At 69.9% G+C, this 26,333-nt stretch carries 26 protein-coding genes and 1 tRNA gene; 9 read left to right on the top strand and 18 right to left on the bottom strand.

From position 1 onward, the window contains the following. Nucleotides 1-3: 3 nt before the first annotated feature. Genes metG through WJM96_RS08470 form a run of 6 tightly spaced genes read right to left on the bottom strand, consistent with a single transcriptional unit; the run spans nucleotide 4 to nucleotide 6,245 of the window. Entirely contained in the window at nucleotides 4-1,524 is a 1,521-nt protein-coding gene (gene metG / locus WJM96_RS08495) for a methionine--tRNA ligase (protein WP_424812038.1), read from the bottom strand. Between the two features lie 20 nt (nucleotides 1,525-1,544). Then, on the bottom strand, nucleotides 1,545-2,537 hold the full coding sequence (locus WJM96_RS08490) for a DNA polymerase III subunit delta' (RefSeq protein WP_424812037.1): 993 nt from the start codon (nucleotides 2,535-2,537) through the stop codon (nucleotides 1,545-1,547). Then, a complete protein-coding gene (gene tmk / locus WJM96_RS08485; RefSeq protein ID WP_424812036.1) occupies nucleotides 2,534-3,151 on the bottom strand; it encodes a dTMP kinase in 618 nt (205 codons plus the stop codon). The genes WJM96_RS08490 and tmk overlap by 4 nt, the downstream gene beginning before the upstream one ends. Beyond that, on the bottom strand, nucleotides 3,148-4,362 hold the full coding sequence (locus tag WJM96_RS08480) for a D-alanyl-D-alanine carboxypeptidase family protein (protein ID WP_424812035.1): 1,215 nt from the start codon (nucleotides 4,360-4,362) through the stop codon (nucleotides 3,148-3,150). The genes tmk and WJM96_RS08480 overlap by 4 nt, the downstream gene beginning before the upstream one ends. Before the next feature lie 42 nt (nucleotides 4,363-4,404). Next, nucleotides 4,405-5,262 (bottom strand): septal ring lytic transglycosylase RlpA family protein, encoded by an 858-nt coding sequence (locus tag WJM96_RS08475; RefSeq protein WP_424812034.1) that lies wholly within the window; start codon nucleotides 5,260-5,262, stop codon nucleotides 4,405-4,407. Next, complete coding sequence (locus WJM96_RS08470; protein WP_424812033.1) at nucleotides 5,259-6,245, bottom strand: lytic murein transglycosylase; 987 nt, start codon at nucleotides 6,243-6,245, stop codon at nucleotides 5,259-5,261. Before WJM96_RS08470 ends, WJM96_RS08475 begins: the two co-directional genes overlap by 4 nt. A 179-nt stretch (nucleotides 6,246-6,424) precedes the next feature. Between WJM96_RS08470 and WJM96_RS08465 the strand changes: the two genes are divergently transcribed. Both WJM96_RS08465 and WJM96_RS08460 read left to right on the top strand, forming a co-directional pair. Beyond that, complete coding sequence (locus WJM96_RS08465; RefSeq protein WP_424812032.1) at nucleotides 6,425-7,825, top strand: MmgE/PrpD family protein; 1,401 nt, start codon at nucleotides 6,425-6,427, stop codon at nucleotides 7,823-7,825. A gap of 50 nt (nucleotides 7,826-7,875) precedes the next feature. After that, nucleotides 7,876-7,965: transfer RNA gene (locus WJM96_RS08460), tRNA-Ser, on the top strand. A gap of 56 nt (nucleotides 7,966-8,021) precedes the next feature. On the opposite strand, the gene WJM96_RS08455 is transcribed toward WJM96_RS08460, so the two are convergent. After that, nucleotides 8,022-8,348, bottom strand: a complete 327-nt coding sequence (locus WJM96_RS08455; RefSeq protein WP_424812031.1) for a hypothetical protein — start codon at nucleotides 8,346-8,348, stop codon at nucleotides 8,022-8,024. A 288-nt stretch (nucleotides 8,349-8,636) separates the two neighbouring features. Here WJM96_RS08455 and WJM96_RS08450 point away from each other — a divergent pair, with 288 nt between their 5' ends. The 3 genes from WJM96_RS08450 (at nucleotide 8,637) to WJM96_RS08440 (ending at nucleotide 11,413) form a co-directional block, all read left to right on the top strand. Then, nucleotides 8,637-9,377 carry a response regulator gene (locus WJM96_RS08450; protein WP_424812030.1) on the top strand — a complete coding sequence of 247 codons (741 nt, stop codon included), beginning with the start codon at nucleotides 8,637-8,639 and terminating at the stop codon, nucleotides 9,375-9,377. Beyond that, nucleotides 9,374-10,708, top strand: a complete 1,335-nt coding sequence (locus WJM96_RS08445; RefSeq protein ID WP_424812029.1) for an ATP-binding protein — start codon at nucleotides 9,374-9,376, stop codon at nucleotides 10,706-10,708. Before WJM96_RS08450 ends, WJM96_RS08445 begins: the two co-directional genes overlap by 4 nt. A 108-nt stretch (nucleotides 10,709-10,816) precedes the next feature. Continuing rightward, nucleotides 10,817-11,413 (top strand): hypothetical protein, encoded by a 597-nt coding sequence (locus WJM96_RS08440; RefSeq protein ID WP_424812028.1) that lies wholly within the window; start codon nucleotides 10,817-10,819, stop codon nucleotides 11,411-11,413. A gap of 42 nt (nucleotides 11,414-11,455) precedes the next feature. Here the strand turns inward: WJM96_RS08440 and WJM96_RS08435 are convergent, their stop codons facing one another. The 3 genes from WJM96_RS08435 to WJM96_RS08425 form a co-directional block, all read right to left on the bottom strand. Further along, on the bottom strand, nucleotides 11,456-12,445 hold the full coding sequence (locus WJM96_RS08435) for a hypothetical protein (RefSeq protein ID WP_424812027.1): 990 nt from the start codon (nucleotides 12,443-12,445) through the stop codon (nucleotides 11,456-11,458). 33 nt (nucleotides 12,446-12,478) lie between these two features. Beyond that, nucleotides 12,479-13,237: a hypothetical protein gene (locus tag WJM96_RS08430; RefSeq protein WP_424812026.1), complete on the bottom strand. Its 759-nt coding sequence runs from the start codon at nucleotides 13,235-13,237 to the stop codon at nucleotides 12,479-12,481. Nucleotides 13,238-13,371: 134 nt separating this feature from the next. Further along, nucleotides 13,372-15,168 (bottom strand): NAD(P)-binding domain-containing protein, encoded by a 1,797-nt coding sequence (locus tag WJM96_RS08425; RefSeq protein WP_424812025.1) that lies wholly within the window; start codon nucleotides 15,166-15,168, stop codon nucleotides 13,372-13,374. A gap of 75 nt (nucleotides 15,169-15,243) precedes the next feature. On the opposite strand from WJM96_RS08425, the gene WJM96_RS08420 reads away from it, so the two are divergent. The 4 genes from WJM96_RS08420 to WJM96_RS08405 all read left to right on the top strand — a co-directional run bounded on the left by WJM96_RS08420 (nucleotide 15,244) and on the right by WJM96_RS08405 (nucleotide 19,088). After that, a complete protein-coding gene (locus WJM96_RS08420) occupies nucleotides 15,244-15,885 on the top strand; it encodes a TetR/AcrR family transcriptional regulator (RefSeq protein ID WP_424812024.1) in 642 nt (213 codons plus the stop codon). Nucleotides 15,886-15,946: 61 nt separating this feature from the next. Beyond that, the gene (locus WJM96_RS08415) at nucleotides 15,947-17,101 is read left to right on the top strand and encodes a Gfo/Idh/MocA family protein (RefSeq protein WP_424812023.1); all 1,155 of its coding nucleotides are present in this window, start codon (nucleotides 15,947-15,949) and stop codon (nucleotides 17,099-17,101) included. Between the two features lie 2 nt (nucleotides 17,102-17,103). Continuing rightward, nucleotides 17,104-18,264, top strand: coding sequence for a dihydrodipicolinate synthase family protein (locus WJM96_RS08410; protein ID WP_424812022.1), 1,161 nt, complete (start codon nucleotides 17,104-17,106; stop codon nucleotides 18,262-18,264). After that, nucleotides 18,261-19,088, top strand: coding sequence for a sugar phosphate isomerase/epimerase family protein (locus tag WJM96_RS08405; RefSeq protein WP_424812021.1), 828 nt, complete (start codon nucleotides 18,261-18,263; stop codon nucleotides 19,086-19,088). Before WJM96_RS08410 ends, WJM96_RS08405 begins: the two co-directional genes overlap by 4 nt. Here WJM96_RS08405 and WJM96_RS08400 read toward each other — a convergent pair. The 8 genes from WJM96_RS08400 to WJM96_RS08365 form a co-directional block, all read right to left on the bottom strand. Further along, nucleotides 19,039-20,463 carry a mandelate racemase gene (locus tag WJM96_RS08400; protein ID WP_424812020.1) on the bottom strand — a complete coding sequence of 475 codons (1,425 nt, stop codon included), beginning with the start codon at nucleotides 20,461-20,463 and terminating at the stop codon, nucleotides 19,039-19,041. The two genes, WJM96_RS08405 and WJM96_RS08400, sit on opposite strands and share 50 nt — an antisense overlap. Then, nucleotides 20,460-21,275 (bottom strand): sugar phosphate isomerase/epimerase family protein, encoded by an 816-nt coding sequence (locus tag WJM96_RS08395; protein ID WP_424812019.1) that lies wholly within the window; start codon nucleotides 21,273-21,275, stop codon nucleotides 20,460-20,462. The genes WJM96_RS08400 and WJM96_RS08395 overlap by 4 nt, the downstream gene beginning before the upstream one ends. Further along, nucleotides 21,272-22,207 carry a branched-chain amino acid ABC transporter permease gene (locus WJM96_RS08390; protein ID WP_424812018.1) on the bottom strand — a complete coding sequence of 312 codons (936 nt, stop codon included), beginning with the start codon at nucleotides 22,205-22,207 and terminating at the stop codon, nucleotides 21,272-21,274. The genes WJM96_RS08395 and WJM96_RS08390 overlap by 4 nt, the downstream gene beginning before the upstream one ends. Continuing rightward, a complete protein-coding gene (locus WJM96_RS08385; protein WP_424812017.1) occupies nucleotides 22,204-23,058 on the bottom strand; it encodes a branched-chain amino acid ABC transporter permease in 855 nt (284 codons plus the stop codon). Before WJM96_RS08385 ends, WJM96_RS08390 begins: the two co-directional genes overlap by 4 nt. A gap of 1 nt (nucleotide 23,059) precedes the next feature. Further along, entirely contained in the window at nucleotides 23,060-23,779 is a 720-nt protein-coding gene (locus tag WJM96_RS08380) for an ABC transporter ATP-binding protein (protein WP_424812016.1), read from the bottom strand. 38 nt (nucleotides 23,780-23,817) lie between these two features. Beyond that, the gene (locus tag WJM96_RS08375) at nucleotides 23,818-24,555 is read right to left on the bottom strand and encodes an ABC transporter ATP-binding protein (protein WP_424812015.1); all 738 of its coding nucleotides are present in this window, start codon (nucleotides 24,553-24,555) and stop codon (nucleotides 23,818-23,820) included. Beyond that, nucleotides 24,555-25,868, bottom strand: a complete 1,314-nt coding sequence (locus tag WJM96_RS08370) for an ABC transporter substrate-binding protein (RefSeq protein ID WP_424812014.1) — start codon at nucleotides 25,866-25,868, stop codon at nucleotides 24,555-24,557. Before WJM96_RS08370 ends, WJM96_RS08375 begins: the two co-directional genes overlap by 1 nt. A 151-nt stretch (nucleotides 25,869-26,019) precedes the next feature. Beyond that, nucleotides 26,020-26,310, bottom strand: a complete 291-nt coding sequence (locus tag WJM96_RS08365) for a hypothetical protein (RefSeq protein ID WP_424812013.1) — start codon at nucleotides 26,308-26,310, stop codon at nucleotides 26,020-26,022. Nucleotides 26,311-26,333 lie beyond the last annotated feature (23 nt).

Raw genomic sequence — 26,333 nt, 5'->3', positions numbered from 1 at the left:
GGCTCAGGCCCCAGCCTCGATCTTCCGGAAGAGCGGCGCCGGCGGCGGCAGAGACGTGCCCGGCGGCAGCGGCGTGGCAAGGGACGCCAATCCGCGAGAATCCTCCGGCACTCCGAGCTGGTCGAGCAGCTTGGCCATGGTGGCGGGCATGAAGGGCTGCAGCACGGTCGCATAGGCGCGCAGTGCGGTGTGCAGATGGCCGAGCACGGCCACCATCCGCTCCGGGTCGGTCTTCTTCAGCGACCACGGCGCCTGGACGGTGATGTAGCCATTGGCGCCACGAACCGCGCGGAACACCTCCTCCAGCGCGAGGTGGTATTCCTGCTTCTCCAGCAGCTGGCCGACGGCGGCCGGCAGGCTCGCCAGCGGCTCCAGCAGTGCCGCATCGGCCTCGGCCGCCGGGCCGGCGGGCAGCTTGCCTTCGCAATTCCGCTGGATCAGCGAGAGCGTGCGGTTGGCGAGGTTGCCCAGTACGTCCGCGAGTTCGCCGTTCAGGCGATTGGTCAGCGCGGCGCGGGAGAAATCGCCGTCCTGGCCGAAGGGCACCTCGCGCAGCAGGAAGTAGCGCACGGGGTCCAGGCCGAATTCCTCTACCAGCGCCACCGGGTCGATGACGTTGCCCAGGGACTTGCTGATCTTCTGGCCCTCATTCGTCCACCAGCCATGGGCAAAGATGCGCGTCGGCGGCGCGATTCCGGCCGCCATGAGGAAGGCCGGCCAGTAGATGGCGTGGAAGCGGAGGATGTCCTTGCCGACGAAATGCACATCGGCCGGCCAGAAGCGCCAGAGATCGGCGCCCTCGTCAGGGTAGCCGAGTGCCGTGATGTAGTTGGTCAGCGCGTCCAGCCAGACATACATCACATGCGCGTCGTCGCCCGGCACCGGCACGCCCCACTTGAAGGAGGTGCGCGAGATGGAAAGGTCCGAGAGCCCCGACTTCACGAAGCTGATGACCTCGTTGCGGCGGCTGGCGGGCGCGATGAAGTCGGGGTTGGCCTCGTAGAACTCCAACAGCCTGTCGGCCCATTCGGAGAGCTTGAAGAAGTAGGACGGCTCGGTCACCCATTCGACCGGGGCGCCCGAGGGCGCGTATTTCACGCCATCGCGCTCGGTCAGCTCGTCCGGGCCGTAGAACGCCTCGTCGCGCACGGCGTACCAGCCCTCGTAGCCACCGAGGTAGATCTGCCCGCGATCGGCCAGCCGGGTCCAGAGCGCCTGGCATGCGGCGTAGTGGCGCTTCTCGGTCGTGCGGATGAAGGCGTCGTTGGAGAAGCCCATCGTCTGCGTCAGGTCGCGGAAAGCCTGGCTCACGCGGTCGGTGAAGGCCTGAGGCGCCTCGCCGGCATCCAGCGCGGCTTTCTCGACCTTCTGCCCGTGCTCGTCGGTGCCCGTGAGGAAAAAGACCTCGCGCCCGGCGAGCCGGTGCCAGCGGGCGAGCACGTCGGTCGCCAGGCTGGTGTAGGCGTGGCCGATATGCGGCTTATCGTTCACGTAATAGATGGGGGTCGTCAGGTAGATCGGCATGCCTGACCTATGAGGCCGAGCTACCGCCCCCGCAAGGTCTCCATTGCGACCAGCACGGCCTGACGGCGGTCGAGCGAAAGCCGCTCCGTGTCGCGAACCAGCACGCGAACAGCCTCCGCGGCCTCGGCCCAGGCCGCGAGCGGGCGCCGGGCGACCCAGGGTGCCGCCCCCTCGCCCCGCGCCGCGCCGCGGACCGCATGGGAGAGATGCCGCAGCAGCAGATCGAAGAAGCCCGGAAAGACCAGCGCGCCGTCGCGGCCCGCGATGCGATCGGCCAGCGCGTGCGCGCCTTCGGCATCCGGCAGCGCCGACAGCGTGGCCTCGGCGAGACGGGCGAGCTCCACCCCCTCCCCTTCGGCCAGCGCCAGGGCCTGTCCGGGCGAGCCTTCGGCGAGCGTGGCCAGCGCGCGGCGCTCGGAAGCGGGCTTGTCCGGCAGGAAGGCGGCGAGCGCCGCCTCCATCTCGGCCGGTTCGAGCGGCCCGAGCTCCAGCCGCCGGCAGCGGCTGCGGATGGTGGGCAGCAGGCGCCCGGGCGCGGAGGTGACGAGCAGCATCACCGTGCGCGGCGGCGGCTCCTCCAGCGTCTTGAGGATGGTGTTGGCCGAGGCCGCCTCCATCGCGTCCACCTCGTCCATCACCACGACGCGCCAGCCGCCCTCGGCGGCAGTGAGCGTCAGGAAGGAGCGCGCCTGCCGCGCCTCGTCCACCTTGATGATGCGGCGCTTTCCTGGCTCGGCCTGCGGCTCCAGCACCAGCAGGTCGGGATGCGTGCCGGCGGCGACGCGGCGGAAGGCGGGGTGATCCTCGGCGACATCCAGCGCGGCGCCGGAAGGCTGCCCCGCCAGCAGCCAGCGGGCGAAGCGATAGGCGAGCGTCGCCTTGCCGATCCCCTCCGGGCCCGTCATCAGCCAGGCATGTGCCAGGCGCCCGGAACGCGCGGCCTCGGCGAGGCTCGCGGCGGCCTCGGCATGGCCGAAGAGTGCCGGATTCGCGCGGGGCGGCTGGGCGCTCACGGCAGGCCGAACCTGTCGCGGCAGGCGGCGAGGATCGCGGCCGAGACCTCGGCCGGCGGATGCGTCGCGTCGATCACCTTGATGCGATCCGGTTCCGCCTTCGCCTGGGCCAGGAAGGCCTCGCGGACGCGTTCGTGGAAGCCGGCGCCCAGCGTCTCGTAGCGGTTCGTCTCGCCGCGGGCCTCGGCCCGGGCGAGGCCCGCTTCCACCGGCAGGTCCAGCAGCAAGGTCAGGCCCGGGGCGGCGTCGCCCAGGAGCGTGGTCCGCAGCCCCTCCCACACGGCGCGCGGCGCCCCCTGCCCGCCCACCTGGTAGGCCAGCGTGCTGTCGAAGAAGCGGTCGCTGACCACGAAGGCCCCGGCGGCCAGGCAGGGCGCGATGCTGCGGGCCCAATGCTCGCGGCGGGCGGCGAAGTGCAACGCCATCTCGGCCAGCGGGTCCCAGGGGCGGGAGAGGATCAGCTCCCGTACGCGCTCCGCGCCGGCCGAGCCGCCCGGCTCGCGCGTGCGCAGCACAGCTTGGCCCGCCTGGGCCAGGGCTTGGGCCAGCAGGCGGATCTGGGTGGATTTGCCGGCCCCCTCACCCCCTTCGAGGGTGATGAAGCGCGGGATCAACCCCCGCCGCCGATCATGCGGCCGACCACGGCCGGGATGCGGGCGATGACGCCGAGCCGCTCGACATCCGCGCCGGCATAGAGCGGCAGCGTCATGGGCGGCACGCCGCGGCCCGAGACCTCGAGTCGCCCGATTTCCTGGCCCTTCACGACCGGCGCCGGGATGGGTGCGTCGAAGCGGATCTTGGCCTGCAGCGTCTCGCGCCAGCCGCGCGGGACGGTCGCGACCACCTCGCGCCCGCCGACCATGGGAACGGTGCGGCGGTCGCCGAGATAGACCGGCACCTCGTCGATCGTATCGGCGGCGCGGAAGAGCACGACATTGTCGAACTCGCGGAAGCCCCATTCCAGCAGGCGCTCCGACTCCTCGCCGCGCGCCCGCATGGTCTGCAGCCCGCCGATCACCAGGATCAGCCGCCGGTCGCCGCGCTTGGCGCTGGCGGTGAGGCAGTAGCCCGCTTCCTCGGTATGGCCCGTCTTCAGCCCATCCGCGCCAGCGAAGCGGCCCAGCAGAGGGTTGCGGTTCTCCTGGCTGATGTTGTTCCAGCGGAAGCTGCGCTCGCCATAGAGCTTGTAGGAATCCGGATGGTCCAGGATCACGCGTCGAGCCAGCGTGGCCAGGTCGCGCGCCGTCATGCGGTGCTCGGGGTCGGGCCAGCCGGTGGCGTTGCGGAAGGTGCTGGACGTCAGCCCGATCTCTCGCGCCATGCGGTTCATGATGTCGACGAAGGCGCGCTCGGTACCGGCGATGCCCTCGGCCAGGACCACGCAGGCATCGTTGCCCGACTGGATGATGACGCCGCGCGCCAGATCCTCGACCGACACCGAGGAGTTGCGGTCGAGGAACATGCGCGAGCCGCCCATGCGCCAGGCGGCCTCGCTCACCTGCATCATCTGGTCAGGCTTGATGCGGCCGTCCTTCAGGTACTCGAAGACCACGTACATGGTCATGAGCTTGGACATGGAAGCCGGCGGGATGCGCTCGTCGGCGCCCTTGTTCAGCAGGGTCGCGCCGGTTTCGAAATCGATCAGCACCACATTGCGGGCGACGGTGTCCACGGAGCCGATCGGCGACGCCGCAGGCGGGACGGCGGGTGCGGCAGGCTGGCGCGCCGTGGGGGCGGCGGGGCGTGGCGCCTGCCCGCGCTGAGCCAGCGCCGGCACGGCGAGGCCCACGGAAGCGGTTGCACCGAGGAGAGAGCGGCGCAGCATGGTCAGATCCTCATCACGATGGGGCCGGGATACGCCCGCGAACTATTCGACCGCAAGCCGCAGGTCCGGCTGGCCCCCGCGAAGCGCGCGCAACAGCGCCGCATCGGCTTCAGCGATGCTGGCATAAGGCCCGGCGCGGACGCGCCATTGCTGCTGCCGCCCGCCGGGACCGAAGGGCTCGGCCCGGCCGCCGAGGCGAGCGGCCTGTGCCTGGGCAAGGTCACGGCGGAAGAACTGCCCCGCGTCCAGCCAGATTTGCCCAGGATTTGCATAGCCTTGCATGACGCGCTCCGGCAGTGCCTCCGGCGCGCGGGCCATCGGGGCGGCATCGTCGCTGCGTGCGCTGGCCGTCACGGCCGGGCCAGCCCCTCCCCGCGCACCCGGCGGCGGAGCCAGGCTCTCGCGGTCCACGCGGCCCATGGGCGCGGTTTCGATGGCGAGGCGCGGCTGGCCCGGCAGGCCTTCCACCGCCTCGCGCGAGGCCTGCCCATCCACCACGACTCGGGCCCGGAAGGCGCCCCGCGCGCCCAGGAGCTCGGCCGCGCGGGGCGAGACGCCGATGATCCGCCCGGGCTGCTCGGGTCCGCGATCATTCACGCGCAGTCGAACGGAACGGCCATTCTCGAGGTTCGTCACCGTCACGATCGCGGGGAGCTGCAGGGTGCGGTGCGCGGCGACCATCGCACGCGGGTCGCTCGCCTCGCCATTGGCCGTCAGGCCCTGCCGCGTGGGCTGGATTGCGGCGATCCCCGCCTCGTCGAGGCTGTAATCCTCTCGTGGATAGGACCAGAGCCCGCCCATCCGGTAGCCCTCGCCGAGCTGGTAGCGCGGCTGCGGGGCCGGGCCCGGCTTGGCGCAGGACGCGGCAAGGAGCAGGAGCGCGAGGAGGCCGAGCCTCACGCCACCCGGTCCGACAGCAGGCCGACTGCCGTCGCGTAGAAGTTGGACGGGTTGTAGCGCCGGATCTGCATGAAGTTCTGCCCGACCATGAAGGCCTGGGTGTCGCCGCGCGACAGGCCGGGGATCACGATGGCCCAGTCGCTCGCGCTGCCCGGCAGCGCGCCGCCGCTGGCGCGCGTCACGCGCATTCGGGCCCAATCCGCCATGGGGCGCATCTGGCGATGGTCGGCGAGGTTGGTGTCGAAGTTCTCGGGCAGCAGGACCTCGAAGCCCCAGATCTCGCCGTCGCGCCAGCCAGGGCCGGAGCGCGCCAGATAGTTGGCGATGGAGGCGAGCGCATCCGCTTTGCTGTCCCAGATGTCGCGCCGGCCATCGCCGTCGAAATCCACGGCCAGCCGCTCGAAGCTCGTCGGCATGAATTGCGGGTGGCCCATGGCGCCGGCATAGCTGCCGCGCATCCGCTCGAAGCTGACGTTCCCGGCATCCAGGATGCGCAGCGCGGCCATCAGCTCGGCCCGGAAGAAGCTGGCGCGGCGGCCTTCCCATGCCAGCGTGGCGAGAGCCTCGATCACGTTGAAGTTCCCGGTGAAGCTGCCGAAATTCGTCTCCATGCCCCAGATGGCGACGACGACGCGGGCGCTCACCCGGAAGCGGTTCTGGATCGAATCGAGCAATGCCCGGTTATCGACGAAGGCGCGGCGGCCCGCATCGATGCGAGTCTGCGTCAGCCGCGCGTCCCGGTACTGGGGCCAGGTCTGCGTGAACTCGGCCTGGCGCCGGTCCAGCTCGAGCACCCGGTCATTGGGGCTGAGGTTGTTGAGCGCCCGATTGAGAGTCGCCGCGCTGACACCGGCGCGGCGTGCCTCTGTCCGGACGCCATCCAGGAAGCTTGCGAAGCTCCCCTGCCCACGGGCAGTGCGGGCCAACGCGGGGGTGACCGCCAGGCCGATGAAGCCGGCCGGCAGGAGACGACGCGAGAACATGCGCTGCTAGGTGGCACTTCCAGGCCAAGGCTGCAATGCGAGATGAAGCCGGCGAGGCGGTTACATGCCTTCCATGGCATCCAATCCACAGCTCGCGCGGGTGTCCTGCGTGATACCCCGGGTGGCCGGTTTTGTCCGGTTATGTTTGAATGAGACAGCCCAAGGAGGGGACCGTTCCCATGACCGACGTTACCGCCCAGTTCGCCCGTTACGCGGCCACGATCCGTCATCAGGATCTCCCGCCCGATGTCGAAACCCGCACGCGATTCCTGATCCTCGACCTCCTGGGCAATATCGTGCGCGGCCGTCATGACGCGGAGAGCAGCGCGCCCCTGATGGCGGGCGCCCGGGCCATGGGGCTGTCGCACGGCAACCATGTCGTCCTCGGCGAGGCGAGCCGCTGGTCGCCGGCCGGCGCGGCGCTGCTGAACGGCGCCTTCGCCCATAGCCTGGATTTCGACGACACCCACGCGGCGGGCACCCTGCACCCCGGCGCCCCCGTGATTCCAGCTGCCTTCGCGGCAGCCGAGATCACCGGCGCCGCGGGCAAGGACGTCATCGCGGCGATCGTCGCCGGCTACGAGGTGACGAACCGCCTCGCCGTCGCCCTGCCCGGCGGCGACCATTACGACCGAGGCTATCATCCGACGGCCACCTGCGGCGTCTTCGGCGGCGCGGCCGCCGCCGGGCGAATCTTCGGCCTTTCCGCCGCGCAGATCGAGGACGCCTTCGGCATCGCGCTCAGCCAGTCCGCGGGTAGCCTCCAGTTCCTCAAGAACGGCGCCTGGACGAAGCGCTTCCAGGTCGGCTGGGCCGCCATGGCCGGTCTGTCCGCGGCGCTGATGGCGCGCGAAGGTTTCCGCGGCGCCGCCGAGGCCCTGGAGGGCAAGGCCGGCTTCCTGCGCGCCTATGCCCCCAACCCCAACCCGGAGCGCGCCGTCCGCAACCTCGGCTCGGAGTTCGAGCTGATGGAGACGGCGGTGAAGCCTTACCCCTCCTGCCGCTACGGCCATGCCAATGTGGACGCGGCGCTGGCAATCCGCGCCGAGCACAACCTGAAGGCCGAGGAGATCGAGAGCGTCACCATGGGCCTGCCCAACAAGGGCATGCTGCTGGTCGGGGCGCCGCTGGAATACAAGCGGCACCCGAAGAACGTGGTCGATGGGCAGTTCAGCGGCCCCTTCGTCGTCGCCTGTGCCCTGGCCCATGGCCATTTCGGCTGGGACAGCTATCCAAAGATGGACCAGCCCGATTTGCGGGCCCTGATGCCGAAGGTGACCTGCGTGGAGGACCCGGAGGTCCAGGCCGAGTTCCCGGCCTACATGTCCGGCAAGCTGACGGTTCGCGCCCGCGGGCAGGTCTTCACCAAGATGGTGGTGGTGCCAAAGGGCGAGCCGGCGAACTTCCTCACCGAGGACGAACTCCGCGCGAAGTTCCACGGCCTGGCCGACGCGGTGCTGGGCCACGCCCAGGCCGCGCAGCTGGCGGACGCGGTGGTCGGGCTGGCCGGAGCCCCGGATATCAACGCGCTGATGCGCCTGGGCGTTCCCCGCACGGAGACGCGCCTCGCGGGCGAATAGCGGGCCCAGGGCTTGCGCGGTTCCCCCGGTTCCGCGACATGCTGCGCGGGGGACAGGTGGCCGAGCGGTTTAAGGCTCCGGTCTTGAAAACCGGCGTGGGGGTAACCCCACCGTGGGTTCGAATCCCACCCTGTCCGCCACACTGCCATCAAAGACCGGCACCATCCCCTCCGAAATTGGCACCGGCCTTTTCCGGTCAACGGCTGTAGGACAGCTGCGGACGCCCATCGTCATTCGTGACGATCCGTGGCGAACGCTCGGAGCCCACCGTCCCGCGTCCGCGTCCCGAATATCTGATCGAGCGGTCCACATCGCCCGCCGGCATGAACGCCACGCCATTGGCGGTCGAGTTCAGGGCGTTGTTTTCCGGCCGGTGGATGATCGGCCGGCCATTATCGTTTCCGACGACATGCGGCGCGTGCGTGCCGCTCACCCCTGTGGGATTGGAGCGGATATCGTAGACGGGCGCCGCGACTGCGGGACCCGAGATCAGAAGGCCGATGACGGCGAGCCGGCGAAGCATTCGATTTCTCCTGTTTCGTTGCCTGTGTGCTGAACGAAACTGGCTCCCGATCCGTGTTGCTGAGTGAACCGCGCATGACGAATGATGACAGCAGGCTGAACGAATACGCTTTGACGCCGGGAAATGCTTTGTCATAGACCGACATGCCGCTGTGCACCTTGGATGCCTATTCGGAACTTACTTTCCTTACATTTTCGGAATCCCGGCCATATTCCGGGACGACATCGCTGGAGCCCTGCGTTAGCCGAAATGTCATCGCCTCTGCGCCTACCCGAGAAGTCCCCACGAATGCTGCGAGACGTCCTGAATCCCGAGCCTCACATCCTGTTCGTCGAAGATGATGGGGAGGTTCGCCATCTCCTCTCCCGCCATCTCCGGGAGAATGGCTTCGCGGTCAGCACCGCCCGAGATGGGCGCGAGATGCGGGAGGTGCTTCGGGCCCAGGGGCAGCCCGTGGACCTGGTGCTCCTCGACGTCATGCTCCCCGGCACGTCCGGCCTGGACCTTCTGAAGGAAATCCGCGCGTCCTCGCAGATCCCCGTCGTGATGCTCACGGCCCGCGGCGAGGAGACGGACCGTGTCCTCGGCCTCGAATTCGGCGCCGACGACTATGTGACCAAGCCGTTCGGCCGGCGCGAGCTCGTGGCGAGGCTGCGCGCGGTGTTGCGCCGCGCGGGCGGGCTGCCCGAGCCGCAGTCGCAACCCCCCGCGCACGCGCTGACCTTCGCAGGCTGGACACTGCACATTGGCCGCCGGGAGCTCTGTTCGCCCAAGGGCGTCCTGGTGGAGCTCTCCGGCGCCGAGTTCGACCTGCTCATGGCCTTCCTGACGCATCCCCAGCGCGTCCTGGCCCGCGATGAGCTGCTGGAGGTTGGCCGGCGCCGCATCGGCGATGCCTTCGATCGCACGGTCGATGTCCAGGTCAGCCGCCTCCGCCGCAAGATCGAGCCCGGCGAGGATGCGCCTCCGCTGATCAAGACGGTGCGCGGTGCGGGCTACATCTTCGTGGCCGAGGTCGGAAGGGCATGACCCGATGGCGCCCGCGGCTCTGGCCGAAAGGTCTCGCGGGAAGGACGATCCTGGTGCTGGTGGCGGGGCTCCTCGCGCTGCATGTCGGCAGCGTCTGGATCCACGAGGCCTCGCTGCGCGGGAGCCACCGCGTGGCGCGCGAGGATGCGATCGCCGAGGGCCTCGAGCGAGCCCGTCGCGCACTCTCCCTGTTGCCGGTGGACCGGCGGGAGGCCGCGGCGCGCGCGCTCTCCGGTCCGGGGCTGGACCTGCGCTGGCACCAGGGGCCGGCCGGGCTGGAGGATGCCCCCGAGCCCCCTTCCCTGCAGCTGGTCCGGCAATGGCTGCTACGCACCTCGCCGGAACTGGACGGCATCCGTATCGCCTGGGGCGATGGCGACAGGCACCACCTCCTCGTCGGCACGCTGCCGGTGGACCAGGCGGGCTCCCTTTCCTTCTCGGCGCCCGTCTTTCTCCTCACGGACCATGAGCCCCTCTTCGACCCGGAGGGCTTCGCCTGGCTCGCCGCGATCGCACTGGCCATCGGTGTCGCGTTCATCTTTGTCGTCCGGAGCCTGACGCGCCCGTTGCGCGAATTGTCGGCGGCGGCGGACCGCTGGGGGCGCGACGCCCAGATGACGCGCGTCGCGGAGGAAGGACCCACCGAGATCCGGCAGGCTGCCCGAGCGTTCAACGCCATGCAGGAGCGCATCCGCCGCCTGATCGAGGATCGCACCCAGGCGCTGGCCGCCGTCTCGCACGACCTGCGCACCCCCATCACGCGCATGCGGCTCATCGCGGGCTTCCTCGACGACACGCAGGCTCGCGACCGGATCGATGCGAGCCTCGACGAGATGGCCGCGATGATCGAGACGACGCTCGACTATCTGCGCGGCGCGCATGAGAGCGAGGCCCAACGCGCCACAGATCTCGCCAGCATCCTCCAGACCATCAGCGACGAAGCCGCGGATGCGGGGCACGACGTGGCCTATGAGGGACCTTCCAGCCTGGTGCTGCAGCTCCGCCCGGTCACGATGCGCCGCGCGGTTTCGAACCTCGTGAACAACGGCATCGCCTATGGCGAAACCGTTCAGATCTCGCTTCGCGAGGATCGCGGCGGCGTACGCATCGAGGTGGCGGATAGCGGCCCCGGCCTCCCGGAAGCCGAGCTGGAGCGCGCCTTCGAGCCCTTCCGGCGGATCGAGGAAAGCCGCAACCGTGCCACCGGCGGCGTGGGCCTCGGCCTGACCATCGCGCGAAGGGCGGTCGAGGCCGAGGGCGGGAGCCTGCACCTCGCCAATCGGCCCAGCGGCGGGCTCTCGGCGCATCTCTTCCTGCCCCGGAACTTGTGACGGGTCCGATATTCTTTGTCTTAGTCGGAGAAGCCCCGACACATGCGGCGACCCTAGCCTCCCCTCGCTCCGGACGGATTCCGGAGAGTGATTTCCGGAGGAAGGAAGATGATCAGGAACTTCGTACTCGCCGGCGTCGCCAGCTTGCTGGCCGCGCCGGCCTTCGCGCAGGGGCGGCCAGAATACCGTTGCCCGGCGGCGGGCACGACCGTCGAGCGGACGCGCGGGGAAAGCGTGACTTACCGAGGGCAAGGCTCCGCGCCAATCCTCTGCGCGACCTCGACCGGCGTGGAGCGCGTCCTGGGCTACTGGGGCGCCGGAGATGCCTTCTATCGCGCCGGTCGCGCGGATCTCGAGCGCCTGGTCGACACCGCGTTCAGCACGGGCCGTGCCGGGCCGGTCACCATCTCGTATTTCAGCCATTCGTCGGTGGGCTATATCCCGAACTACGTGAATGAGACTTGGTCCGTGCCCGGCGCCGAGCGCGTGACGACGCCGGCCGGCGAATTCGATACGCTGCGCGTCGATCGCCGCTTCCAGATCGCCGATACCCACTACCGCTACCGCCAGACCCTCTGGCTGGATCGGGCCACCCGCGCGCCGGTCAAGGTCGAGGTCGAACACCTGAACGGGATCATGGCCGCGCACATCTTCTCGTGGCAGAGCACGAACGTGCAGAACCGGAGCGTCACGGCGTCCCGCTGAACTCCTTCTGGATGGCGGTGCCGGTTGCCCGGCATCGCCCGTTCAGAAGCTGAAGCCGAGGCCGATCGACGTGCCGGTGATGTTGTTGTCCGCGAAGAAGTAGCGGGCGATGATACGCACCCGGGAAAGGTTGAGCCCCGCCGCGCCGATCTCCTGGCGCCCCACGTCGAACTCGATGCCGCCGCCGACCTTCACGGCCCAGGAGAAGCCCATCACGTCGCGCTGGTCGCCGAGATAATAGCTGGCCGAGCTGTCGATCACCCAGCGGACCGGCCGGCCGAAGGCTTCGAAGCCCGTCGGCCAGCGATAACGCGCCCACAAGGCCGCGGTCTGCGCCACAGCCGAGCCGCGGGCGCTGGGCAAGGTGTCGCCGAAGGTCCGCAGGTGCAACTGCGTGTACCGCAGCTCCAGGTCGATCTCCCGGCGGGGCCGATGGTCGTAGTAGGCAAGCACCATGGAGCCGCCGATGCCCCAGACATTCACATGCCTCTTGGTCAGGAAGTCCAGGTCGGTATCCGTTCGGTAGCGGACGAAGGCGCCGAAGAGCGACAGGTCCGAGGCCGCGTAGCCGGCGGCGACATTCAGGATGGGCCGCAGGTAGAGATACTCGCCGATGCGGATGTCGTAGCCCACACCCACCGTCGCCGCGATGTTGTTCCATTTCAGCGGGACGTCCCGAGCACCCAGGCCCGTGAAAGCGGCGCGCGGGTCATAGCGGGCGGTGCCGATGTAGCCCTCCAGGTAGAGCGGAAAGGATTCGCTGAGCGTGAAGCCGGACCCCAACTGGCTGAGCGTGAGCGTGCGGTCGCCCTTGCCCACGCTGTCGGTCCGCGTGCGATTGACCTGCACGGCGTTGGCCGAGCCATCGGGCGTCATGTTGTAGCCCATGAGGCCCAGAACGCCGGCGCCGCGCGAGCGCAGCGCGCCCTGCAGCGCGTCGACCCGGTCGCCGAGATCGTCCAGGCGGACGCCGAGCGCTTCGCGATTGACCAGCTGCGCCCCAGCGGCGCCGGGCAGAGCCGCGAGAAGCACTGACAGGGCCAGTGTTGCGCGGCGCATTCGCCGTCAGCCCAGCGGCGAAATGGATGTCGCGGGAGGCGCGGCACGCGGCAGCAGCGCCGAAGCGCGCCGCAAGCGCATTTCAGAGGCCCGGATCAGCCGCGCCGTCTCGAGCTGGCTCAAATGGCGCGTGCGGTCCTTGAGGAGGGCATGTCCCTCTGCCACCTGGCTGAGCAGGGCCGCGTAGTTGCGGCGCGCATCGGCCTGCACGGCGGCGTCACGTTCCCGCAGCGCGGTGACGTCCGCGAGCGCCTGGCGCAGCTCCGCATCGCGCGGAGCATCCCGGCGCCGCGTCGCTCGCGGCGGCGGGCTGGCAGGGGCTACAGCGGGCGGCGGCGCAGGTGGCTCGGTCACGAGCAGCGCCAGGTGGCCGATCAGGCTCTGGATATAGGGATCGGATTCAGTGATCGCGTCGCGAAGCTGCGGGGCCTGGTAATTCGTCCGGGTCGCATGGCGCATGCGCGCACCGAGATCGCGGATGGCCTGTGCGGATTCAGGCGAGATGCGGCCGGCCCGCTCGGTCTGAGCCTCGAAGGGGTTCTCCATGAAGGGGAGCACACCGTCGTCGGCGAGCTTGGCGAGCGCCGCGAAATAAGTGACCAGCACCTCCTGAATCGCGAGCATGGCGTCGGCCCGCTCAGAGGGCGGTGCCTCAGTCCCGACGGTCGCGGGCCGATAGTCGGTTCCAAGGCTGGCTGCCACGGCCCATTCGCGGACCGGGCTGTAGTCGGGCGCGCCGCAGGCGACGAGGCTCGCCAGCAGCAACAGGGCCGATCCGTTCCGGGCCCTCACGCCTGGTTCTCCGAAACGCTCATGCCATTCCCCTGCGGCCCGCCACGCATTCCACTTCATTCAAGCTTATCGGGTGCCGCCGATACAACCCGAATAACCTTGATATTTCAGCGCGCGAGACCTCGGGGGTCGCGCGGCTCCACGTCCAGCCCGAGCATCCGCGCCTGGAGTTGCAGGGCGAGGAAGCGCGAGTAGAAGCGGACCTGCTGCAGATTGCCGCCCTGCAGCCACAGCCCCTCCTGCCGCGTGGGCTTCCACATGTTTCGGAGCTCGCCCGCCCAGGGGCCGGGGTCGCGCCGCGTGCCGGAGCCGAGGCCCCAGACATGGCCGACCCTTTCCGCCACCTCGGGCGAAATGAGCTGCGCGATCCAGCTTTCCATCGGGTCGTAGCCGGTCGCGTAGACGATCAGGTCGGCCTCCAGCTTCGAGCCGTCGGAGAGCTCCAGCCCGTCCGGCAGCAGGCGCGCGACCTGCACGCCGCTGCGAAGCGCGATCTGGCCGCTGGCCACGAGCTCCGAGGCACCCACATCGATGTAGTAGCCTGAGGCGCGCCGCAGGTATTTCAGCGAAAGCCCGCTCTCATCCTCGCCGAAGTCGAGCATGAAGCCCGCCTTCTCCAGCCGCGCGTAGAACTCTGCGTCATGCCGGCGGATCTCGCGGTAGAGCGGCTTGTGCAGCTCCGCCAGCATGGCGAAGGGGCGGGAGGCGGCGGTGTAGTCGGCCTGCTCGGTGGTAATGCCGGCGGCCAGCGCGTCCTCGGAGAAGAGCTTCCCGACGATGAAGCGGAACAGCGTCTCGGCACGCGCGACGAGCGTGGTGGAGCGCTGGAGCATCGTGACCTCGGCCCCGTGCTCCCAGAGGTCGGCGCAGATGTCGTGCGCCGAGTTGTTGGAGCCGACGACGACGCACTTCTTCCCGGCCCAGGCCTCGCCGCTGCGGAACGCGCTGGAATGGCACTGCTCTCCCCGGAAATCCTCCGCGCCGGGGAAGCTCGGGACGGAGGGCGCGCCGGACATGCCGGTGGCCAGGACCAGCTGCTTCGGGCGCAGCGTCACGGGCCGGCCCTCGCGCTCCACCTCCACCGTCCATTCCTGCGCGACGGGATCATAGGCCGCGCCCTTCGCGGTGGTGGAACTCCAGATATGGAGGTCCATCGCGTCGGCATACATCTCGAGCCAATCGCCCATGCGGTCCTTCGAGATGTAGACTGGCCAATGATCCGGGAAGGGCATGTAGGGCATGTGGCAGGCCCAGATCGGGTCATGCAGGCAGAGCGAGCGGTAGCGCCGCCGCCAGGCGTCGCCCGGCCGCGCCAGGCTGTCCACAACCAGCGCCGGCACGCCGAGCCGCTTCAGCCGCGCGGCCAGGGCAAGCCCCCCCTGCCCGCCGCCGATGATGACGCAATAGGGCTGCTCGGTGGTGCCCAGCGCCTCTTCCTCGCGCCGGCGCAGGTCCATCCAGGTCGGGCGGTCGCGCTCGGCGCCGTGCTCCACGCCGCGTGGGCGCCGCGGGCCGGCCTTCTCCTCATGGCCCTTCAGCTCGATGGCGGAGGTGAGGAGCGTGCGGCAGAGCCCGTCCACGAGCCGGATATGGCCGCGCCCGCGCAGCAGCGCCGTCTCGAAGCGGAACCAGGCCTCGGCGCCGCCGCCATCGGTCTCCCGCGCGGTGCCTGGCTCGAAGGCGATGGAGCTGGGCGCCGTGTCGCCCAGGCGCTCGGCCAGCATCGCCTGGATCTCGTCGCGGCCCTCATGAGTGACGATGGACCAGGTGAAGCAGACCAGGTCGCGCCAATAGGCCTCCTGCGCGAAGAGGGCCGTCGTCCCGGCCACATCGCGGGCCTCCAGCGCGGCGCCGAAGCGCGCGAGCCATGTCTGGACCTGATTCTCGGCAGTGAGCTGAAGCAAGGGAGATTTCCTCGAAACCGTCGCCCCAGGCTGCGGGATCGTGCCGCCATGGGCAACCCGCGCTAGAGTTCCGAAATGGACGGCCCCTCGCCCACCCGCCCGCTCTCGCCCCGCGCCGCCGCCACGCGCGCGCGCATCCTCGACGCGGCCATCGGGGAATTCGCGGCGAATGGGCTGGCGGGCTCGCGGGTGGATGAGATCGCGGCCCGCGCCGGCGCCAACAAGCGCATGCTCTACGCCTATTTCGGCGCGAAGGAGGACCTCTGGCTCGCGGTGCTGGAGACGGTCTACGCCGCCAAGCGTGCCGAGGAGGAGCGGCTGGAGGTCGCGCACCTGGCGCCGGCCGAGGCCATGAGCCGGCTCGTCGCCTTCAACCTGCGCTACACGGCGCGGCATCCGGAATTCGTGACGCTGCTGAACCAGGAGAACATCCACCGCGCCGCCTATCTGCGCCGCTCGGCCGACGTGCCCGCCCTCTATTCGCCGCTGACGCGCATGCTGCGGGAGGTGCTGGCCCGCGGCGCCGAGGCTGGATTGTTCCGGAAGGATGTGGACCCCCTCCAGCTCTACCTTTCCATCGTGGCGCTGGGGCACTTCACGGTGGCCAACATGCACACGCTCTCCACGGTCTTCGGCACCGATCTCGGCAGCGAGGCGGCGCTGGATGCGCGCGAGGCGCATGTGACGGAAATGGTGCTCGGCTACCTGCGTCCTTGACCCCGCCGCTCGCGTAGGTAACCATCTGGTTACTTCAAGCAAGATCAAACGGGGAAGACGCATGGCGGAACGCCGCATCGGCATCATCATGAACGGCGTCACGGGGCGGATGGGGATGAACCAGCATCTCATCCGCTCCATCGCGGCGATCCGCGCCGATGGGGGCGTCAGGCTCGCCAATGGCGACGTGCTGATGCCGGATCCGATCCTGACGGGGCGGAACCGGGCGAAGCTGGAGGCCCTGGCCCGGGCCCATGGCGTGAGCCGCGTCAGCACCGACCTCGACACCTGCCTGGCCGATCCGAAGGACGAGATCTTCTTCGACGCCGCCACGACCCAGATGCGCGCGGAGCTCGTCCGCAAGGCCATCGCGGCCGGCAAGCACATCTATTGCGAGAAGCCGACGGCCGACACGCTGGAGGACGCCATCGACCTCGCCCGCATCGCCGCCCGGGCGGGCATCAAGCACGGCGTGGTGCAGGACAAGCTGTTCCTGCCCGGCCTGCGCAAGCTGAAGATGGTGATCGACAGCGGCTTCCTCGGCCGCATCCTCTCGGTGCGCGGGGAGTTCGGCTACTGGGTCTTCGAGGGCAATCTGCAGCCCGCCCAGCGCCCCTCCTGGAACTACAAGCTGGCCGAGGGTGGCGGCATCATCCTCGATATGCTGTGCCACTGGCGCTACGTGCTGGACAATCTCTTCGGCGAGGTGAAGTCGGTCTCCTGCCTCGGCGCCATCCACATCCCCGAACGCATCGGCGAGGACGGCAAGCCCTACAAGGCCGATGCCGACGACGCGGCCTATGCCACCTTCCAGCTCGAGGGCGGCGCCATCGCGCATATCAATTCCAGCTGGACGACGCGCGTGCGGCGCGACGACCTCGTGACCTTCCATGTGGACGGCACGCATGGCAGCGCGGTGGCCGGGCTTACCGATTGCCGCACGCAGTCGCGCGTGAACACGCCCAAGCCCGTCTGGAATCCCGACGTGCCCCAGACCATCGACTTCTTCGAGGGCTGGCAGAAGGTCCCCGACAGCCAGCCCTATCCCAACGGCTTCCGGGTGCAGTGGGAGCTCTTCCTGCGGCATGTGGCGGGCGAGGTCGCGGAATATCCGTGGAACCTCGCGGCCGGCGCGCGGGGCGTGCAGCTCGCCATGGCCGGGCTGCAATCCTGGAAGGAGCGGCGCTGGATCGACCTGCCGCGGCTGGAGATCTGACGATGCCCACGATCTCGCTCCCCACGGCCGGGGGCGCCCTCGCCCCCTTCACGACCAGCGCGCCGCGCGAGTTCGCGCGCGCGACGCCCCCCTTCCCCCGCGTGGCGCTGGCCGCCGCGCATGTGGTGGCCGACCCGATGGCCGAGCAGGATCCCTGGCTCGACGCCAAGGTGGACTGGGACCGCACCATCGGCTTCCGGCGGCACCTCTGGTCGCTCGGCCTCGGCGTCGCGGAGGCGATGGACACCGCCCAGCGCGGCATGGGGCTGGACTGGAAGGCGGCCCAGCAGCTCATCCGTCTCAGCCTCGATGCCGCCAAGGACGTGCCCGGCGCCGTGATCGCGAGCGGCGCGGGAACCGACCATCTGGAACCTGGCCCGCAGGTCACCGTGGACGACGTCATTCGCGCCTATGAGGAGCAATGCGAGGCCGTGGAGGCCATGGGCGGGCGCATCATCCTCATGGCCTCGCGAGCGCTGGCGAAGGCTGCGCGCAGCCCGGGCGACTACGAGCGCGTCTATGCCCGCATCCTCTCCCAGGTTCGGCAGCCCGTGATCATCCACTGGCTGGGCGAGATGTTCGACCCCGCGCTGGAAGGCTACTGGGGCGAGCCGGACCATATGAAGGCCATGGAGGTCGCGCTCTCGGTCATCCACGGGCATGCGTCCAAGGTGGACGGCGTGAAGATCTCCCTGCTCGACGACCGCAAGGAGATCGCGATGCGCCGCCGCCTGCCGGATGGCGTTCGCATGTACACGGGCGATGACTTCAACTACGCCGAGCTCATCGCGGGCGATGCGAGCGGCCATTCGGACGCGCTGCTCGGCATCTTCGACCCGATCGCGCCGGCGGTGGGGGGCGCCCTGGCCTCGCTCTCGCGCAACGACCTCTCGACCTTCCACGAGATCCTGGCGCCGACGGTCCCGCTCTCGCGACACATCTTCAAGGCGCCCACGCGGTTCTACAAGACGGGCGTGGTCTTCATGGCCTGGCTCAACGGGCACCAGGACCATTTCGTGATGGTGGGCGGGCAGCAGAGCGCGCGCAGCCTGCAGCACTTCTCCGAGCTCTTCCGCCTGGCGGATGCGGCCGGGCTGCTGGGCGATCCGGAACGGGCCGTGGCGCGCATGCGGCAGCTTCTCGCGCTGCACGGCGTGGCATGAGGCCGCTCTCGCTCAACACCGTCACGGTGCGCGAGAAGTGGGGGCTCGCGGAGTGCATCGAGGGCTGTGCGCGGCAGGGCATTCCGGGCATCTCGCCCTGGCGGGACGTGCTTCAGGCCATGGGGATCGCGGAGGCGGCGCGGCAGATCCGCGACGCGGGGCTGGGCGTCAGCGGGCTGTGTCGCGGCGGCATGTTTCCCGCCGCCGATGCCGCCGGCCGCGCCGCCGCGATCGAGGACAATCGCCGCGCCATCGAGGAAGCGCATGCGCTGCGCGCCGCCTGCCTTGTGATGGTTTGCGGTGGGCTGCCCCCGGGCTCGAAGGACCTGCCCGGCGCGCGGCAGATGGTGGCCGACGGCCTTGCCGCGATCCTGCCAGAGGCCCGCGCGGCTGGCGTCACCCTGGCGCTGGAGCCGTTGCACCCCATGACCTGCGCGGACCGCTCGGTGCTCAGCACGCTCGGCCAGGCGCTGGATCTCTGCGACGCGTTGGGCGAAGGCACAGGCGTCGCGGTGGACGTCTACCACGTGTGGTGGGACCCCGAGTTGCCCGCGCAGATGCGCCGCGCGGGCGAGCGCATCGCCGCCTTCCACGCTTGCGACTGGTTGGTGCCTACCACCGACCTCGTCTTCGACCGCGGCATGCCGGGCGACGGCGTGATCGACATCGCCGGTATCCGCGCCATGGCCGAGGAGACGGGCTATGACGGCTTCACGGAGGTCGAGCTGCTTTCGCGCCGCTGGTGGGCGGAGGATCCGGACGAGGTGCTGCGCCTCATCCGCCTCCGGCACGAGGCGCTGGAGGAGCTTTCGCCGGTTCCATAGCCCGCATGGCACCGAAATCCGGCATCACGGAGGTGCCGAAGCCTGGCGTGGCGAGGCTGCCGATGGAGAGCATGCCCTCGCGTATCGCTAGCCGCGGCCCGCGCGAGGTATCGGCATAGAGGTCCGGATGCGCCTCCATGAAGCGCACCGCTTCCGCTTTGGGCCGGCCGTTGAAGCCGTCGATGAAGTGGTGCCCGTTGCGCTCGACATGGGTCAGGCCGAGCGCGCTCACCAGCGCCAGGTCCTGCTGGACGCAGGCCCCGGCCAGGGTCGTCAGATCCTCGGCCGAGAGGAAATGCCCATCCCCCCAGGCACGGCAGCGCGCGAGGTTGACGAGCGAGCGCCACATGCCCTTGCACGCCTTGCTCGAGACGCCCGCATAGCCGAGGCCGCGCGCCGTGACGAAGGCGTCCAGCGGACCGTCGCTTTCGTCGATGATGACAGGGCGTTCCGCCGCCAGCGCGCCGATACCGGTGGCGAGCGCCTGTGCCCGCCTGATCGGCTGCTCGACGAACAGCACGGATCGGCAGAGCCGCGCGAGCCGGGGCTCGGCCCGCATGGCGCGCCAGAGGGCCAGCACGCCCTCCTCATCCCCGTATTGCTCGTTGCCGTCCAGCGTCGCGTGATAGCCGTGCAGCCTGTCGAGCACCGAGGCGATGCGCGCCAGGCGGTCCACATCCGCACGAATGTCGCCGCCCACCTTCAGCTTCCAGTAGCCGTGGCGATAGGTGGCCGCGACCTCTTCCAGCGTCTCGGGCAGCCCATCGCCCACGCGTTCGGCCTGGTCGGCGGCGGTGATGGGGTCCACCAGCCCGACCGTGTGCCGCGCGTGGATGCGCGTGGGCGCCGGCACGGCCGCGAGCATCGCTCCGAAATCGAAGCCCGCGAGGTCGGGAATGAGCGCGTGCGATGCCATCGCACCGAGATTAACGCGCAGCCCGGCATCGAAGGACAGCCCCGCGATCCGCAGCAGCGCGTCGAAGGCCGCGCGGTCCAGAAGCGCGCGGCCGAAGCTCGCGACGAGCGGGTCCAGCCCCTCGGCCGCGCAGGCCGCGACATGGGCCGCATAGCCATCGGCGAAATGGCCGAAAGCCGTGTTCTCGCCCGCCGCCAGCGCCTGCCCGCAGGCGATCTCCAGCGTGCGGCGAAGCTGGTGCTGGTTTTCGGCGTCGCTCAGGGCGGGGTTCTTGTCGAACCACTTGGCCGCCAGCGTCTCGGCCGCGACACCCCAGCCCTCGCGTCCATCCTCGGTGCGGATGCGGAGATGCAGCACCGCCTGGATGCCGTCTCGCACCGTGATCACCCCGAAGCGGAAGGGCATGCGGAGCGTGAAGTCCCACTCGTAGCGACCGGCCTCGAGAACGCGGAACCTCATGCCGCCTCTTCCAGGCCGCGCAGGTAGCCGATGGCGAAGGCGGCCGCGCCAGGCCCGTCCGGCACGTAGTCGAAGGGCTCCACGCCGCAAAAGCCGGCATACCCCTCCTCGCGCAGCGCCGCGAGGATGGGCGCGAAGCGGTCGCTCCCCTGCCCTGGCGCGCGCCGGTTGCGGTCGTTCAGATGGATATGCGCAATCAGGCCCGTGGGGAGCCATCCGTGCAGCAGGGCCGGCACATCCTCGGCCTCGCCGTTCCCGGCTGCGCTGACGTCCAGCATGGTCCTGAGCGCGGGCTCGCCGATCCGCATCACGATCGCGGCCGCTTCGGCGAGGCTAGCGGCCCAGTTGGTCTGGCCGGGATCCAGCGGCTCCAGCACATAGGTCAGCCCGGCAGCGCCCGCATGTCGCGCGGCGGCGGCAATGGCTTCCTCGGCGCGGATTCCGTCGCCCGGTACCTCCACGCGCCGCTGCGCGGGCGAGCCATGGATCAGGTAGCGCGCGCCTAGGTCGGCCGCGAGGTCCACGAGACCGCGCATCACGTCGACGGTCGCGGCTTGGCGCGACGCGTCGGTGATGGAAAGGCCGGAGGGCGCGACCAGCAACCAGTGCAGCCCGCTGATGGGCACGCCGGCATCCTCCGCGATCCGGCGCAGCTCCGCCCGGCGCGCGGCCGGCAGGCGATGCGGGGCCTCGGCGTCCAGGGTGAAGGGCGCGACCTCCAGCGCGTCATAGCCGAGCTTCGCGGCCAGCCCGGCCTGGGCCGGAAAGGCCAGCTCGCGCAGCACCTCGTTGCAGAGGGCGAGGCGCATCATTTTCGCCGCTCGAAGAGGCCCGTGATACCGCGCGGCAGGAAGAGGATGAAGAGCACCAGCAGCACGCCATAGACGAGCGGGGCCGCCCCGATGAAGGCCGTGCCGAAGGCGACGCGCAGCGATTCCTCCAGCGCGATGGTGAAGACGGCGCCCACCGTCGGCCCCAGGATCGAGTACATGCCGCCCGCGATCGCCCCGAAGACGATCTGCAGCGAGATGCCGATGCCCGCCAGCGATTCCGGATTGAGGTAGAGCCGGTACTGCGCCCCAAGCGCCCCGCCCAGCGCAGCGATGCCAGCCGAGATGATGGTGACGCGCATCTTCTCCCGCGTCACATGGATGCCGATGGAGGCGGCGGCGTCCTGATCCTCGTTGATCGCGGCCAGCGCCTTGGACCCCATGCTCCGGTCCAGCCACCACCAGACCAGCAGGCCGAAGATCCAGGCCAGCAGCGCCATCCACCAGAAGCCGAGCTTGGAGAACTGCATCGCCCAGAAGGGCGTCTCCGGCGCCAGGCGCGGCGTCATGCCGAGGGAGCCGCCGGTATGCTCGCGCAGGGCGACGATCAGCAGGCGCACGATCTCGCCGGCCGCCAGCGTGACCAGCGCGAAGTAGTGACCCACCACGCGCAGCCGGAAGCAGGGATAGCCCAGCAGCCCCGCCAGGATCATCGCCGCCCCCACGCCGATGGGCAGGCCGAGCCAGGGCGTCAGCCCCGCCTCGTTCCACAGCAGCGCCATGACGTAGGCAGCCGTGCCGATGAAGGCGCCGTGCCCCAGCGAGACGAGGCCGAAGCGACCCATCATCGCCCAGCCGGTGCCGGAGAGCGCCATCAGCAGCGAGGTGACGCCCAGGTGCAGGAAGTAGTCCGGCAGCCCCACCAGCGGCAGGACGGCCAGGATCGCGGCAAGCGCGACGGCGGCAGGGATCATCGGGCGAAGAGCCCCTGCGGCCGGGCGAAGATCACCACGATGAAGAAGGCGAAGGCGACCACGTAGCTCATCTCCGTGTTCCACCAGAAGCTGCCCGTGGAGACGATGACGCCCATGAGGAAGGCAGCCAGGAAGCCGCCCAGCATGTTCCCGAGCCCGCCCATCACGCAGATCATGAAGGTGATCGGCCCGAAGGAGAGGCCGATGAAGGGATGCACGTCGAGCTGCACCACGAGCAGGCAGGCCGCCAGCCCCGCCAGCGCGCCCCCCACCGCGGAGGCCACGACGTAGACGCGCCGCGGGTCCACCCCCATCAGCGGCATCACCTCGCGGTCGCGCGCGATGGCGCGGATGGCGATGCCGATATAGGTGAACTTCAGGAAGGCCCAGAGCGCCGCCGCCCCCACCAGCGCGGCGCAGAAGGCCGCGAGCTTGGTGCCGGAGATGAAGATGTCCGCCCACTCCATCGGCGGCAGCTCCACGCCCAGGCTGCGGAAGTCGGTGCCGAAGACCAGCATGGCGCCGCCCTGCAGGATGAAGAGCACGCCGCCCGTCGCCAGCAGCTGGTTGATGGGGGGCGCGCCCAGCAGCGGCTTCACCACGCAGAGATGCAGCAGAACCCCCAGCACGGCCACCAGCGGAAGCGCCACGGCGAAGGCCAGGCCCAGCGCCCATCCTTGCTGCGTGTGCAGGAACCAGACGGCGTACATGCCCACCATCACGAGCTCCGCGTAGCAGAGCCACACCACGTCCACGACGCCGAACACCAGGTTGCAGCCCAGCACCGGCAGCGCGAAGACGCCGCCCAGCAGGATGCCGTTGAGAATGGCCTCGAGCAGGAAGGGATCCATCTCAGTGCCCGCCCAGATAGGAGTTGCGGATGGCCGGGTCGGCGGCGAGCGCGGCCGAGGCGCCCTCCGCTACCACCCGCCCGGCGTCGAGCACATAGGCCCGGTCCACGACACGCAGCACCTGGGCCACGTTCTGCTCGACGATGAGCACCGTCAGCCCCTCGTCGCGGATGCGCTTCACCAGCTCGAAGACCTGCGCCACCACCAGCGGCGCGAGGCCGGCCGAGGGCTCGTCCAGCAGCAGGATGCGCGGCGAGCACATGAGCGCGCGGCCAATGGCGCACATCTGCTGCTCGCCGCCCGACATGGTGCCGGCCAGCTGATGCCGCCGCTGCGCCATCTTCGGAAACAGGTTGAAGACGTAGTCCGCGCGCTCCGCGAAGCGCTTGCGTGCGGTGGGGATGAAGGCGCCGACGCGCAGGTTCTCCTCCACCGTCAGGTGCGGGAAGAGGCGCCGGTTCTCGGGCACATGCGCGATCCCGGCCGCCGGCAGCTCGTGCGCGGGCGTGGCCGCGATGTCGACCGCGCCGAAGCGCGCCGTGCCCGCCTTGGGCCGCAGCATGCCGGAGATGACGCGCAGCAGCGTGGTCTTGCCCGCGCCATTGGGACCGACGACGCCCACCGCCTCTCCCGGGCGCACCTGCAGCCCCACGTCGAACAAGGCCTGGAAGTCGCCATAGCCGGCGCGGATGCCCTCCAGGACGAGGGTGCTCTCCTGCATCGTGCCTCCGGATGGGGTGGGTTTCAGCGCCGCTTCCGTCATGCGGCGCGGGTTTCGGGCGGGCCGAGATAGACCTCGGCCACCCGCTCGTCCCGCTGCGCCTCGCGCGGCGTGCCCTGGAAGATGACGGCGCCGTGGTCGAGCACCACCACGCGGTCCACGACCGAGAGCAGCACGCCCATGATATGCTCGACCCAGACGATGGTGATGCCGCGCGCGTCGCGGATGTGCTTCAGCATCTCCGCCGCCTGGCGCATCTCGCCGGCGTCGAGCCCGCCGAGGCTCTCGTCGGCCAGCAGCAGCTTGGGTTGCGTGGAGAGCGCGCGGGCGAGCTCCAGCTTCTTCAGCCCCGCCGCGCCCAGGCCGCCCACGCGGGCCGAGGCGTCCACCGGAAGCTGCGCCAGGGCCAGCGCATCGCGCGCGCGGCTCTCGGCCTCGGCGCGCGTGATATGGCCGTTCGCGCCGTAATAGGCGGCGAGCGTCGCGTTCTCGAGGATCGAGAGCTCGCGGAAGGGGCGCGGGATCTGGAAGGTGCGCCCGATCCCCTTGTGGCAGGTGCGGTCGGCGTTGAGCCCGCCGATCTCCTCGCCATCCAGCTTCACGCTGCCCGAGGTCGGGCGCAGCATCCCCGCGATGCAGTTGAAGGTGGTGGACTTACCGGAGCCATTGGGCCCCAGCAGGCCCAGGATTTCGCCCTGGGCCACGCTGAAGCTCACATTGTCCACCGCCGTGAAGCCGCCGAATTTCTTCGTCAGCCCCGAGACTTCGAGAAGCATCAGCTCCTCAGGCCGAATGGGTTGCCGGCGGCGAAGGGCAGGATCGGCGGGCCGCCGGCGATGGCGGTGGGCCACACGACCTTGGCGCGCGCATTCTCGTACTGCATCACCACGGTGGAGCTGCGGCCGTTCTGTCCGGCCATGACATGGCCCGGCGGATTGAACTTCAGCCCATGGCCCTGGATGGTCCCGCCCACCGGCAGGTCGACGCCCTGCGTTGCGCGGATCATGGCCTGCATGCTGCCGTCGCCCTCGCGCACAGCGGGCTTCAGCACGTTCTCCAGGAATGTCCAGGTGCTGTTGAAGCCAGTGGAGGCATGGGTCGGCAGGTCGCGCGCGCGGGTCCGCGTCTCATAGCGCTGCATCAGGATCTGGCGCAGCTCGCGCGCCTCGGGCGTCAGCTTGTCGGGCTCCAGCATCTGCGTGCCCGCGGGGTCGACGTTGCAGAAGCCGTTCATCTCCGCGCCGAAGGTCTCGGAGAGGCGGTCGATCTGGGAATACCCCGCTCCCTGCCCGATGATCATGCGCGTCCGCAGCCCGCCGGACTTCGCCTGGCGCAGGAAGAGCGTGATGTCCGGGTTGTAGCCCGTGTGCATGATGACGTCCGGCCGCTCGCGCCGCAGCTTCGTCACCAGCGTCGAAAGATCGGGCGTGGTGGCCGAATAGCCCTCATGCAGCACGATCTTCATGCCGGCGGCCTTGGCCTGTTCCTCCGTCGCGCTGGCAACGCCCGTGCCGTAGGGGCCGTCCTCGTGGATGATGGCGATCTTCACGTCGCGCGCGGGCATGCGGAAGGCGCGGTCCGTGTGTTCGGCGATGAACTGGACCGAGGCCTCGCCGTACTGGTCGGAATGAACGGTCGGGCGGAAGACGTGCGTGAAGTTCTTGCCCTTGAGAACGGCGGAGGAGACGGCTGTCGTTATCCACAGCATCTTCCGCTGCGCCTCGAAGCGCTGCGACAGCGGCACGGCGTGGGCCGAGCTGTAGACGCCCGCGACCACGTCCACGCGCTCCTGGCTGATCAGGCGCTCGGCCTCGTTGATCGCGACCTCGGCGCGGCTCTGGCTATCGGCGCTGACGGCCTGGACCGGGCGCCCGCCCGCGCCGCCGCGCTCGTTGAAGAGCTCGATCGCGATCTCGGCGCCGATGGCGCAGGCCTGCGAGCCCGCGGCCGCGAAGGGGCCGGAGAGGTCGAACAGCACGCCGATGCGAATGGGCTGGCCGCCCGCAGGCTGCGCCAGGCTGGTAAAGGGCTTGTAGGCGATGGGCAACGCAAGGCCGCCCGCGACGAGGCCGCGGCGAGATACGGACATGAACTCCCTCCTGTCTGGCCCGGTCTGGCCGGGTGCCTTGTCATTGGAAGGGAGCGTTGCGGCTCAATTCACCGTGGTCAAGAAAAACCGCCGCAAGGAATCGCGACGGGCCGCGACGCCCCACCCCTGGAGCCGCGGCCCGCCGGATCTCCTATCGCCAGCCGTAGGCGCGATAGGGAGGGTGATGCCAGTGCCGGGGCGGCGGCCCGTAGTAGCGGGGCGCCGGCCGGTGCCAGCCATAGTGGCGGGGCGGCGGCGGGGGCGGCGCGTAGTGCGGGCGATGGTCCCAGTGGACCGGCGTCGCCGCCATCACCTGCGGCGCATGGCCGCCATGGAACGGCGCGGCGGAAGCGGTGCCGGCCATCAGGCCGATGCCGATCGCGGCGCCCAGAACAGCCTTGGTAAAGAAGCGAGACATCATCGTGTCCTCCTCGACTTTCATGTTGGAGGATGGTCTCGGGCCAA

The sequence above is a fragment of the Roseococcus sp. YIM B11640 genome, from assembly GCF_049727625.1.
GTDB lineage: Bacteria > Pseudomonadota > Alphaproteobacteria > Acetobacterales > Acetobacteraceae > Roseococcus.
This window is presented reverse-complemented; position numbering and strand designations above follow the sequence as displayed.